At 72.2% G+C, this 11,282-nt stretch carries 14 protein-coding genes and 1 pseudogene; 2 read left to right on the top strand and 13 right to left on the bottom strand.

What is annotated here, in order from left to right; genetic code table 11:
- Positions 1 to 274, top strand: a pseudogene (locus RH94_RS45075) (SAM-dependent methyltransferase); the annotation flags it as partial.
- A gap of 10 nt (positions 275 to 284) precedes the next feature.
- On the opposite strand, the gene RH94_RS31340 reads toward RH94_RS45075, so the two are convergent.
- The 13 genes from RH94_RS31340 to RH94_RS31280 all read right to left on the bottom strand — a co-directional run bounded on the left by RH94_RS31340 (position 285) and on the right by RH94_RS31280 (position 10,113).
- Positions 285 to 566 (bottom strand): gas vesicle protein K, encoded by a 282-nt coding sequence (locus RH94_RS31340; RefSeq protein ID WP_028424586.1) that lies wholly within the window; start codon positions 564 to 566, stop codon positions 285 to 287.
- Positions 563 to 760, bottom strand: a complete 198-nt coding sequence (locus RH94_RS31335) for a gas vesicle protein (protein ID WP_073951723.1) — start codon at positions 758 to 760, stop codon at positions 563 to 565. Before RH94_RS31335 ends, RH94_RS31340 begins: the two co-directional genes overlap by 4 nt.
- Entirely contained in the window at positions 757 to 1,527 is a 771-nt protein-coding gene (locus tag RH94_RS31330) for a GvpL/GvpF family gas vesicle protein (RefSeq protein ID WP_073951722.1), read from the bottom strand. The genes RH94_RS31335 and RH94_RS31330 overlap by 4 nt, the downstream gene beginning before the upstream one ends.
- Entirely contained in the window at positions 1,524 to 1,898 is a 375-nt protein-coding gene (locus tag RH94_RS31325; protein ID WP_073951721.1) for a gas vesicle protein, read from the bottom strand. The genes RH94_RS31330 and RH94_RS31325 overlap by 4 nt, the downstream gene beginning before the upstream one ends.
- Positions 1,895 to 3,025, bottom strand: a complete 1,131-nt coding sequence (locus tag RH94_RS31320) for an SRPBCC family protein (RefSeq protein WP_073951720.1) — start codon at positions 3,023 to 3,025, stop codon at positions 1,895 to 1,897. Before RH94_RS31320 ends, RH94_RS31325 begins: the two co-directional genes overlap by 4 nt.
- Positions 3,022 to 3,684, bottom strand: coding sequence for a DNA primase (locus RH94_RS31315; protein WP_073951719.1), 663 nt, complete (start codon positions 3,682 to 3,684; stop codon positions 3,022 to 3,024). Before RH94_RS31315 ends, RH94_RS31320 begins: the two co-directional genes overlap by 4 nt.
- On the bottom strand, positions 3,681 to 3,944 hold the full coding sequence (locus RH94_RS31310; protein WP_073951718.1) for a gas vesicle protein GvpG: 264 nt from the start codon (positions 3,942 to 3,944) through the stop codon (positions 3,681 to 3,683). Before RH94_RS31310 ends, RH94_RS31315 begins: the two co-directional genes overlap by 4 nt.
- A 4-nt stretch (positions 3,945 to 3,948) precedes the next feature.
- Positions 3,949 to 4,719 carry a GvpL/GvpF family gas vesicle protein gene (locus RH94_RS31305; RefSeq protein WP_073951717.1) on the bottom strand — a complete coding sequence of 257 codons (771 nt, stop codon included), beginning with the start codon at positions 4,717 to 4,719 and terminating at the stop codon, positions 3,949 to 3,951.
- Positions 4,716 to 5,147, bottom strand: a complete 432-nt coding sequence (locus RH94_RS31300; RefSeq protein ID WP_073951716.1) for a gas vesicle structural protein GvpA — start codon at positions 5,145 to 5,147, stop codon at positions 4,716 to 4,718. Before RH94_RS31300 ends, RH94_RS31305 begins: the two co-directional genes overlap by 4 nt.
- 79 nt (positions 5,148 to 5,226) lie before the next feature.
- A complete protein-coding gene (locus RH94_RS31295) occupies positions 5,227 to 5,601 on the bottom strand; it encodes a gas vesicle protein GvpO (RefSeq protein WP_073951777.1) in 375 nt (124 codons plus the stop codon).
- Between the two features lie 104 nt (positions 5,602 to 5,705).
- The gene (ligD, locus tag RH94_RS31290) at positions 5,706 to 6,644 is read right to left on the bottom strand and encodes a non-homologous end-joining DNA ligase (RefSeq protein WP_073951715.1); all 939 of its coding nucleotides are present in this window, start codon (positions 6,642 to 6,644) and stop codon (positions 5,706 to 5,708) included.
- The gene (locus RH94_RS31285) at positions 6,641 to 8,488 is read right to left on the bottom strand and encodes a transketolase (protein ID WP_073951714.1); all 1,848 of its coding nucleotides are present in this window, start codon (positions 8,486 to 8,488) and stop codon (positions 6,641 to 6,643) included. The genes ligD and RH94_RS31285 overlap by 4 nt, the downstream gene beginning before the upstream one ends.
- Positions 8,485 to 10,113 (bottom strand): NAD(P)/FAD-dependent oxidoreductase, encoded by a 1,629-nt coding sequence (locus RH94_RS31280; RefSeq protein ID WP_107428876.1) that lies wholly within the window; start codon positions 10,111 to 10,113, stop codon positions 8,485 to 8,487. The genes RH94_RS31285 and RH94_RS31280 overlap by 4 nt, the downstream gene beginning before the upstream one ends.
- Before the next feature lie 184 nt (positions 10,114 to 10,297).
- Between RH94_RS31280 and RH94_RS31275 the strand changes: the two genes are divergently transcribed.
- Entirely contained in the window at positions 10,298 to 11,254 is a 957-nt protein-coding gene (locus RH94_RS31275) for an LLM class F420-dependent oxidoreductase (protein ID WP_073951712.1), read from the top strand.
- Positions 11,255 to 11,282: the final 28 nt, after the last annotated feature.

Below are 11,282 nucleotides of genomic sequence, written 5' to 3'. Positions count from 1 at the left end.
GCTGCGGTCCTGGGCACTGGCGGCCGGCTTCACCGACGTCACGGCCACCGCCGGCACCTGGACCTACGCCACCGACGCCGAGCGGGAGTGGTGGAGCGGGCTGTGGGCCGACCGCACCCTGGCGTCGGCGTACGCCGAGCGCGCCGTCGCGGGCGGCCACGCGACCGAGGAGCGGCTGCGCGCCGTGTCACGGGCGTGGCGGGAGTGGGGCGAGCGGCAGGACGGCTGGTTCGCCGTCCTGCACGGGGAAATCCTGTGCCGCAAGGAAGCCTGATTCCCGGAATTCACTCCCGGGGAAGCAGCGGTCCCAGCGGCCCGAGGTCCAGGTTCAGGTCCTCGGGCCGCAGCCCGTAGCGGTCGCGCAGCTCGGCCATGCGGTCCTCCAGGAGCATGAGCGTGAGCCCGATCCGCTCCTCCTGCTCCTCGGTCAGGTCCCCCACGTCGAAGCGGCGCAGCGCCTGCCGCTCCATGAGCTGGCGCAGCAGCTCCACCACGGTGAGCACGAGTTTCACCAGATCGCGCTCCACCGTGTCGGGCTCCAGTTCCAGACGCTTGCGGGGGGTCACGGCTGCTCCTCGAGGGCTTCGAAGGGCGACGGCACTTGTGCGTTCACCGAGCTGATCAGCGCGTTCAGGTCGATGCGGACGAGGTCCACGTCCGCGATGCGCAGGGTGACGTCCCCGGTGATGACCACGCCGCCGGCCAGCAGCCGGTCGAGGAGGTCGACCAGGGCGATCTCACGGCGTTCGACGACCGTCATGCCTCCTCCTCCGGCGCTTCCCCGGCGAAGGAGTACGCCGCCCAGGGCCCGGTGAGCTCCACGCGCAGCCCTGGGACGTCGTCCTTGGCGCGGTCCACGAGTTCCACGAACTCCTCGGAGCCGCGCCGCGGGACCAGATAGGCGGCGTTGAGCACATTGCGCCCCGCCGCGCCCGAAAGGGCGGGGTTCTGCGGCGCGTGCAGCCGGGAGTCCTCCGCGAAATCGGCGAGTTCCTCGTGCAGCCGTGTCGCGAACGCCTCCGCTTTCTGCCACATGTCCTCGCTCGCACGCGTCTGCTGCCGCCGCTGCCGCAGGTAGTCCCGGCCCGACGCGGCTTTCGGCGCGGGCCGCGCGGCCCGCTCGGGCTGTTCGGGCTCGGCGTAGATCTTCACGCCCCACTCCACGCGCCCCTCCAGCCGGTCCAGGGTCTCGCGGAAGTGGTCCTCGCGGGCCTCGATCATGGAGCGTACGCCGCTGTCGTCCCGGAAGACGGTGGCGAGCCTGAGCGGCAGCGGGGTGGTGACGACGGTGAGCGCGTCGATCACGCCCTGGTGGGCGCGGGCGGTGGCGGCCAGCCAGTCGAGGTCCTCCAGGTGCGCGCGCAGCGGCTCCTCGCCGAAGTCCCGCTCCGGCACCTCGCTGACGACGGCGACCAGGCCGTGGTGGTGCAGCGGCTTGGCCGGGGCACCGGCCACCCCGGTCAGCTGCGCCTGGAGGGGCGCGCCGAGGGGGCGGCAGACGGCGTAGACGTACCGGAGTCCGCTCATGGTGCCTCCTCCCTGCGGGCGCCCTCCCTGCGGGCGTGCTCCTTGCGGGCGCGACCCTGCTCCAGCTCCAGTTCCTCGAGGCGCGCCAGCCGCTCGCGCAGCTCGGCGTTCTCCCGGGCGAGTTCGTCGCGGCGGGCGCGGGAGGAGAGCGCCGGGTCGCTCTCCCACCAGTCGATGCCCATCTCCTTGGCCTTGTCCACCGAGGCGACGACGAGCCGGAGTTTGATGGTGAGCAGCTCGATGTCGAGCAGGTTGATGCGGATGTCGCCCGCGATGACGACACCCTTGTCGAGGACTCGCTCGAGGATGTCGGCGAGGTTGGCGCCGCTGCTCGGGCCGTACGGTTCGGGCAGCCGGCTCGGCGTCGTCATCGACGGCTCCCGCCCTCGGCGTACTCGTCCTCTTCCTCTTCCTCGGGTTCTTCCTCTTCCTCGTACTCACCCTCGGGCTCTTCTTCCTCGGGCTCCTCCTCGCCTTCCTCCTCTTCGTACTCGCCCTCCTCCTCTTCGGGCTCTTCCTCCTCGGGTTCCTCCTCTTCCGGCTCCTCCTCTTCCGGCTCCTCCTCTTCCGGCTCCTCCTCGGCGCCCTCGGCGGCTTCCTGCTCCTCCTCCGCGACCGCGTCCTCGTGGCTGCGGACGACCTCGCCGTCGCGGATCTCGCCGCGCCAGCTGTCCTCCGCCTCTCCCTTGAGGGTGATGAAGCGGGCGAAGTTCTTCAGGTCGAGCCGGGCGCGGCGGCCCTGCGCGCGCCAGATGTTGCCGGTCTTCTCGAAGAGGCCGCTGGGGTAGTACTCCATGACCAGCAGGACCCGGGTGAGGTTGTCCTCCAGCCGGTGGAAGGAGACGACGCCCTTGGTGGTGCCCTTGGCGCCCTCCGACGTCCACTGGATGCGGTAGTCGGGCACCTGCTCGATGGTGTGCGCCTTCCAGCTGCGGTTGGACCACCACACCTTCAGCTGCCAGTCGGAGTGGGTGTCGTCGGTGCGGTTCGCGCTCTTGACGCCCTTGGCGAAGGTGCTGAAGTCCTGGTACTGGGTCCACTGGTCGTAGGCGGTGCGCAGCGGCACGCCGACGTCGATGGACTCGATGATGACGATGGGCTTCTGACCCGCGCGCTTCTTGCGCTTGCCCTTGCCACCGCCCCCGAGGTTCTGCAGCCCGCCCATGACCTTCTCCTTGACGCGGGAGCCGCCCACCTCCAGGGCGGTGCGCAGCGGCCCCTTGCCCTGGGCCATCTTGCGACCGGCGTCGAGGGCGAGCTTGCCGAAGCCGGGGCTCCTGCCCTCGGCGATGTCGGTCAGTTTGCCGGTGGTCTCGCCGAGCTTGCGGCCGGCGCCGGCCAGCAGCCGCTCGGCCTGTGCGGCGAGGTAGTCCTTCGCCTCCGCCTTGAGCCGGTCGGCGGCCTCGCTGTGGGCGAGGTCGGTCAGCGGATTGTCCTTGGTCGCCCTGCCCGCCGCCTTGCCGACGGCGGACGTCGCGGATCCGAGGGCTTCGGTCATCGGTCACCGCCACCCTTCGGCAGCCGGGAACGGACAGCGCGGGTCGCGTTGCCGGCCGCGGCCGTCTTCTTCGCGGCCGTCTTCTTCCCGGCCGCCGTCTTCTTCGCCGCCGCCTTCTTGGCGGGGGCCTTCTTCGCAGGCGCCTTCCCGGCGGGTGCCTTCTTGGCGGGCGGTGCCTTCTTCGCCGCCTCCTTCCGGGCCGGTCCGCCTTCGGGCTCCTCCTCGGACTCGCCCGCGGACTCGGGTTCCCCGCCGGCCTCACGTCCCTCCCGGTCCTCGTACTCGTCCTCGTACTCGCCCTCGGTCTCCTTCTCCCCGCCGTCCCCGCCGGTCTTCGGTACGACACCGGCGAGCTGGTCGCGGACCTGCGAGGTACGGCCGTGCAGCCGGTCGGCGAGCGCGGTCATCTGCCGCTCGACCATCGCACCCGAGGCCGCCTTGCCCACGCCCCGCAGGTCCTGGCGCAGCTGGTCCCCGATCTCCTTGAACTGGGGGTTGTTCTTCAGCTGCTGGTTGACCAGGTCCGCGAGCTGACGCGGGCCGAGGTTCATCTTCTTGCCCGCCACCATGCTGCCCACGGCGAGGGCGAGTTTGGCCTTCTTCGTCCGTCCCAGGAGGTATCCGGCCCCTACCGCGAGGCCGAGTGCCGTTCGATTCATCGTGCCGTCCCCTCACCTGTCCCCGCGCCCCCGCGCAGGCCGATCTCCAGCCGGTCGAGAAGCTCGTCCTCCTGGCGGTCGAATTCCTCCTCGGTGATCTCTCCCGCCTCCAACTGCTCCTCTAGACGTGCCAGTTCGGCCCGGACGGTGGCCGGGTCGTAGTAGATGCGCTCCGCTTCGCGCAGCACCTGTCGGATCGCCCAGGCGCTGCCGCGCGCCGGAGCGAACGGCAGCAGCAGCACCTCGGAGATGAGTCCCATGGCATTACTCCGCTCCCGCGTCCGCACCCGCGGTGGTGCCCGCCGGCTCGGCCGGGCCGGGCTCGACGAAGCTGTACGGCGGCAACGGGCCGTTGACGCGCAGTTCGAGATGGGACAGGTCCTTGCGGGCCTGCTCGACGGCGGCCAGGAACCGCTGGGCCTCGTCCCGGGCCACCAGGAAGGACGCGTTGACCAGCCAGCCGGTGGACTGCGGGCCTTCGCTGACCGCGGCGGCCAGGGGCGAGAGGGCGCGCACCACCTCGCCGGCGTCCTCGCCCTCGCGGGCCTGCACCGCGGCCGCCACCAGCTCGCCGAGCCTGATCTTGTCGTCGTAACTGCCCCCGCCGGACGCCCGGTTGGCCTCCGCCAGGGACCGGATCTCCGGGTTCTCGGCCATCACGCGGTGCAGCACGGCCTCCTCGACGTGGCTGCCCTTGATGTTGTACTCGACCTTGCCGTCCAGCTCCCGCAGACGCTCCTTGTAGTGCTCGGCACGCTCGCCGAGCACGGCGGTGACGGTGTCGTCGTCCGGGGCGACGCTGCCGAACCGCATGGGCAGCACGCAGCCGGCCGCGCCGACCTCGCTGAGCACGCTCTGGTGGGCGAGCAGGTCCTTGCGCTTGGGACGCAGGCCCTCGGGCGCGTCGCTGACGACCGCCGCCAGCTCGCCCGCCTCGAGGACGCGGATCTCGCGCGGCGGGTCGCCGACACCTCCCATGCCCTGGGGCAGCGCGGGGTGCGAGGCGGCCGTGATCCCGTAGACGTATGTGCTCACTCCTGCTCCTCCTTCCTGCGCGCCGACGTGGTCCTGCGCGCCCTCGGCCGGGACTCGGACTCCTCCGCGTGCTCGTCACGGCCCTGCTTGAAGGCGTCGGAGATGGTCTGGGCGGCGCCGGACAGGGCGCCCTTGGACTTGCCGCGCGCGCCGGACTCGGTGACCTCGCCGACGATCTCGGGCAGGCCGGGGCTCTTGCGCGGGCCGGCCTCCAGGTCGAGCCGGTTGCACGCCTCGGCGAAGCGCAGATACGTGTCCACGCTGGCGACGACGACACGCACGTCGATCTTGAGGATCTCGATGCCCACCAGGGACACCCTCACGAACGCGTCGATCACCAGCCCCCTGTCGAGGACGAGTTCCAGTACGTCGTAGAGGCCGCTGCTGCCGCCTCCACCGCCGGACGTCTGTGCCGGGACAACGGTCATGCCGACCGCGCCTCCTTGTCTGTGTGTAGGGATGCCTTCTCCGTGCGTGGAACCACGGGACTGCCTGCGGGCGGGCGGCCTAGCGGCCGCCGGACCGGTGTGCGTCGGCGCGCCCGCGTTCGTAGCGGCGAAGGCGCCGGTAACCGGTGAGCTGTCCCTCGGGGTCGAGTTCGACCAGGTAGCTCGCCATCAGGCTCATCGTGTCGGGCACCCGGGCGAGTTCGAGGACCTCGACCTCCAGGGACCAGCCGTCCTCCGTCTGCTCGAACGTCGTGACGGACTCGGCGGTCAGACCGGTCAGCTCGCCGAACTGGGCGCGTGCCTCGCGCAGCACCTCCATCGGCCTGGGCCGACGCGCCGCCGTACGGTTGTCCTCTTCGGTATGTGGCTCCTGTGACTTCTGTGACTCCCGTGGCTCTTGTGAGTTCTGCGATGTGTTCTCTTTGTTCGCCATGGCCACCTCTCTTCTCCGTGTGGCCGCAGCTCCGTTGGCCAAACCTCGCGGGCGCGGGCGTCCCGGGTGCGGGGGCGAACCACCTGCGCACGGTGGTGCGTGTATCAACCACGCAGTGAGTCGAGGCGGCGCCGGGCCGGACCCAGGGCGCGGCCCCGGCGCGGTACTCCGGCCCACGGGTCGGTACGGGCCTGGTCGACCGCGTCGGCGATCGTCCAGCGGCGCGGCCCGAGATCCGGGTCGTCGAGCTGGTCCCAGGCGATCGGGACGGCGACGGGCGCGCCGGGCCGGGCCCGTACGGTGAAGGGGGCGACCGCGGTCTGGGCGTAGCCGTTGCGCTGGACGTCCAGGTAGAGGCGGTCGCCGCGCTCCTTCTTGCGGGCGGCGGTGGTGAGCCGGCTTGGGTGGCCGGCGGCCAGCAGTCCGGCGACGTCCCGGGCGAAGTCGCGCACCTCGTCGAAGTCGTGGCGCCCGTCGAGGGGGACGATCACGTGCAGGCCGCGCGAGCCCGTCGTCATCGGCGCCGACGGCAGCTTCAGCTCGTCGAGCAGCTCCTTCAGCAGCCGGGCCGCCTCGCGCACGGACGTGAAGTCGTCGTCGGCCGGATCGAGGTCGAAGACCATCCGGTCCGGCCGCTCGACGTGCCTGGTGCGGGACAGCCAGCGGTGCAGGGTCAGACAGGCCTGGTCGGCGAGGTAGACGAGCGTCGCCGTGTCGTCGCAGACGGTGTGCGTGACCGTGCCGTCCTCCTTGGCGACCTCGGCCCGGGTGATCCAGTCCGGGTAGTTCTCCGGAGTGTTCTTCTGCATGAACGCCGGGCCGTCCAGGCCGTCCGGGTGCCGCTCCAGCATCAGCGGACGGCCGCGCAGGTGCGGGAGCATGAAGGGCGCCACGGACCGGTGGTAGTCGGCGAGGTCGCCCTTGGTGTACTCCTTGGCGGCGCCGCCGTCCCCGCCGTCGCCGCCCGGGAACAGGACCTTGTCCGGCCGGTGCACCTCCACCGTGCGCCGGCCGGCCCGTACCGTGCGCGCGCTGCCGCTCACGGCACCACCGCTTCCTCCACCAGCAGCCGCGCGGAGGCCGCGATCGACGCCGCGTCGATGCCCGCGGCGTGCAGCTGCTCGGCGGGCGAGGCCGAGCCCGGCATCGTACGGACGGCGAGCCGGACCAGGCGCGGCACCGGGCGCCCGTCGAGGAAGGCGTCGAGCACCGCGTCGCCGAGGCCGCCCTCCTCGCGGTGGTCCTCCACGGTGAGCAGGCAGCCGGTCTCCTCGGCGGCCCGGCGCAGCGTGTCCCGGTCGACGGGCTTGACCGAGTACAGGTCGATCACCCGGACCGCGACGCCGTCCCGGCCGAGGGCGTCGGCGGCGGCGAGCGCCTCGTGCAGGGTGACGCCGGCGGCGACGATCGTCAGCCGGTCCGCCCCGGAGGAGCGCAGCACCTTGCTGCCGCCGACGGGGAACTCCTCCTCGGGGCCGTAGATCACCCGGCTCTCCCCGCGCGAGGTGCGCAGGTAGCGGATGCCGTCCAGGTCGGCCATCTCCGCGACGAGCCCGGCGGTCTGGTTGGCGTCGCACGGGTAGAGCACGGTCGAGCCGTGGACGGCCCGCAGCATCGCCAGGTCCTCCAGGCCCATCTGGCTGGGCCCGTCCTGCCCGATCGACACGCCCGCGTGGGAGCCGTTGAGGTTGATGCCGGAGCCGCTGATGGAGGCCATCCGGACGAAGTCGTACGCGCGCGTGAGGAAGGCCGCGAAGGTGGAGGCGTACGGCACCCAGCCGCGCCGGGCCATGCCGACCGCGGCGGCGACCATCTGCTGTTCGGCGATGTAGCACTCGAAGTAGCGGTCGGGATGTTCCTTGGCGAAGAACTCCGAGCGGGTGGAGTCGCCGACCTCGCCGTCCAGGGCCACGACGTCGCCGCGCGCGGTGCCCAGCGCGGCCAGGGCCTGACCGTAGGCGTCGCGGGTGGCGACCTGTTCGCCCTTGTCCCAGCGGGGCAGTTCGAGGCTGCCGTTCCCCACGGCGTGCAGGGAGCGGGTGGAGTCCGGCGGGTGCACGTGGACGCGGATGCCGCGGACGCCGCCGAGCTCCTCGACCGCCTCGTCGGCGTCCTTCACCGGCTTGCCGTGCAGGCCCTCGCGGTCCTCGGTGGCCTTGACGCCCTTGCCCTTGAGGGTGCGGGCGATGATCGCGGTGGGCTGGCCCTTCGTGGAGACCGCCTCGCCGTAGGCGCGGTCGACGGCGTCCACGTCGTGGCCGTCGATCTCGACGGTGTGCCAGTCGAAGGCGCGGAAGCGGCGGGCGTAGGCGTCCAGGTCGTGGCCGTGGCGGGTGGGGCCGCGCTGGCCGAGCCGGTTGACGTCGAGGATCACGGTCAGGTTGTCCAGGTGCTCGTACCCGGCGTGCTCGGCGGCCTCCCAGATCGAGCCCTCGGCCAGCTCGCTGTCCCCGCACAACACCCACACGCGGTAGTCGGCGTGGTCCAGGCGCTTGCCGGCCAGCGCGATCCCGACGCCGATGGGCAGGCCCTGGCCGAGGGAACCGGTCGCCGTCTCCACCCACGGCAGCCGCTGCGGCGTGGGGTGCCCCTCCAGTCGGCTGCCCAGCTTGCGGAAGGTGAGCAGTTCGGCGTCGTCGATGGCGCCGGCCGCCTTGTAGGCGGAGTACAGCAGCGGGGAGGCGTGCCCCTTGGACAGGACGAAGCGGTCGTTGCCGGGGTGCTCGGGGTCCTCGAAGTCGTAACGGAGGTGGTTCGCCAGCAGGACGGCCATCAGGTCGGCGGCGGACATGGAGGACGTCGGGTGCCCGGAGCCCGCCTCGGCGGCGGCCCGCACGCTGTCGACGCGCAACTGCTGCCCGAGTTCGACGAGTTCGTCGGTGTTCATGAGTCTCCTCGGTCTCCTTCCGCGGATGTGTCGTCACGCTTGACCGGCCCGGGGGCGGGGTGGGCGCCACGTCGCCCGGCGGCCGGCTTCTTCTTCCTGTTCCTGGCGGGCCCGGGCCGATTCCCGGCGGGCTCGGGCCCGGACCGGTTCCTGGCCGGTTCGCCGCCGGGCTGGTTCCTCGCGGGCTCGCCGCCGGGCTGGTTCCTCGCGGGCTCGGGACCCGGCCGGCGCGGCGCGGGCTCCGCGCCCGCCAGCTGGGCCTTCTCGGTGTTGTCGATGATCTCGGTGATGTTCTCGTCGGCCTCCTCCCGCCTCTCCGGCCTCCCCGGTACGCGCGCCAGCTCCGGGGAGGCCGTGTCCAGCGGCACCGACCAGGAGCGTACGAGCCCCAACTGGACGGACTGACGCGGCAGTACGGCGTCCAGGAGCCAGTCGGCGGCCACCCGGACGCGGTTGCCCGGCATCGCCGCGAGGTGGTAGCCGCGGGTGACCGCGCCGGCCACCGGACCGGACAGCGGGACGCCGAACGGGTCGGCGGCGGCCTGCGCACCGCCGAGATCGACCACGAAGCCCAGGTCGCGGTGGCGGTAGGGGCGGCGCTCGCCGACACCGCACGAGGCGGCGACGTTGAGGGCCGCCACCTTGCCCTGCCGCCAGGCGTGCTGGGCGGTCATCGGCGTGAGCCCGCCGGGGTTGTCCAAATCGGGTACGGCGGCCGCGTCGCCGCACGCGAACACCTCGGGCCGCCCCGGCATCTGCAGGAAGGGGTCGACGACGAGCCGTCCGCGCTCCAGCGGCTGCCCCGTGCTCTCGACGAGCGGGTCGGGCCGTACGCCCACGCACCACACCAGCGAGCGGGTGCGGACGAACTCGCCGTCCGTCAGCAGCACCCCGTCGTGCGTGGCCTCCTTCACGGACGTGCCCATCCGCACCTCGACGCCGCGCTGCCGCAGCACGCGGTCGGCGGTGTCCGACAGCCGCTCGTCCATCTCCGGCAGCACGCGCGGCGCGATGTCCAGCAGCATCCAGCGGGGCCGCATCCCTTCCCGCAGCGGGTGCCCGCGCACCAGCGAGTCGGTGAACATCCTGCCGTGCGCGGCGACCTCGGTGCCGGTGTAGCCGGCGCCCACGACGACGAACGTGCAGCGGGCCGAGCAGGTCCCGGGGTCGTCGGTGGCCGCGGCGAGCTCGATCTGCCGGGTCACGTGGTCCCGCAGGTACAGCGCCTCGGGCAGCCCCCGGAAGCCGTGCGCGTGCTCGGCGACGCCGGGGACCGGCAGCAGCTTGTTGACGCTGCCGACGGCCAGTACCAGCCGGTCGTACCCCAGCGTGCCCTCCCCGCCCTCGGGGTCGGTGTAGTGCACGGTACGGGCGTCCATGTCGATGCCGTCGGCCTCGCCGAGGACCAGCCGTACGCGGCGCAGTGTGCCGGACAGGGAGACGGCGACCCTGCGCGGCTCCAGGATGCCGACGGCGACCTGGGGCAGCAGGGGCAGGTACAGGAAGTAGTCGGTCGGGTTGAGCAGGGTGACGTCGGCCTTGCCCCGGGACATCCTGGACAGGGTCCGGGCCGCGCGGTAGCCGGCGAAGCCGGCACCGACGATCACGATGCGGGGTCGACTCACGGTTCGCCTCCGGCGCTGTCGCGGACCAGGTACGGAACTTTCCGCGTCCCCCCGGCCGGGGCACCCAAACGTCCGCCCCCGGTGAGCGGGGCACGGCCTCCGAGGTCACCGCCGGTTTCCGCCGCGGCGCCCGGGTAACTCGGCACGGCGACCCCCACCCGCCCACGCCGCGGAGGTATCCCCCATGCCCGAATACGGCTACCACCTGTCGTGCGAGCAGTACGGCCCGGCCGATCTCGTCGAGCAGGCGAGGATGGCCGAGCAGGCCGGCTTCCAAGCGTTGTGGATCTCGGACCACTACCATCCCTGGAACGAGGCGCAGGGGCAGAGCCCGTTCGTGTGGTCAGTGATCGGCGCGCTGTCCGAGGCGGTGTCCCTGCCCGTCGAGACGGCCGTGACCTGTCCGACGGTGCGGATGCACCCCGCGGTGGTGGCGCAGGCGGCCGCGACCAGCGCGGTGATGACCGGGGGCCGGTTCCGGCTCGGCGTCGGCACCGGCGAGGCGCTCAACGAGCACATCACCGGTGACCGGTGGCCGCCGTCGCACGTGCGGCTGGAGATGCTGGAGGAGGCGGTGCAGGTGATGCGCCGGCTGCTGGCCGGTGAGCAGGTCAACCACCGCGGCGCGCACTACACCGTCGAGAACGCCCGCCTCTACACCGTCCCCGAGGAACCCGTTCCGATCGACATCTCCGGCTTCGGTCCGAAGTCGATCGCGCTCGCGGCCCGCGTGGCCGACGGCTACATCACGATGATGCCGGAGGAGGAGATGGTCACCCAGTACCGCAAGGGCGGCGGAGGCGCGAAGCTCGTCAGCGGCGGTACGAAGGTGTGCTTCGGCGCCGACCGCGACGAGTGCGTCCGTACCGTGCACGAGCTGTGGTACAACGAGCAACTGCCCGGCGAGATGGGCCAGGTGCTTTCCACGCCACGGCACTTCGAGCAGCTCAAGCCGTTGGTCACCGAGGACATGGTCCGCGGGAACGTGGTGTGCGGCGACGACGTGGACCAGCACGTGTCCGCGCTGAAGGAGTTCGCCGACGCGGGCTGCGACCGGATCTACGTCAACCAGATCGGTCCCGATCAGCGCGGCTTCTTCGACTTCTACCGCACGAAGGTGCTGCCGCAGCTGCCGCAGTGAGACAGCGGCCGGACGCGAACGGGCGCCC

The organism is Streptomyces kebangsaanensis, from assembly GCF_001906585.1.
Lineage (GTDB): Bacteria > Actinomycetota > Actinomycetes > Streptomycetales > Streptomycetaceae > Streptomyces > Streptomyces kebangsaanensis.
Note: the sequence above shows the minus strand (reverse complement) of the source record. Positions and strands in the feature narration are given on the sequence as shown.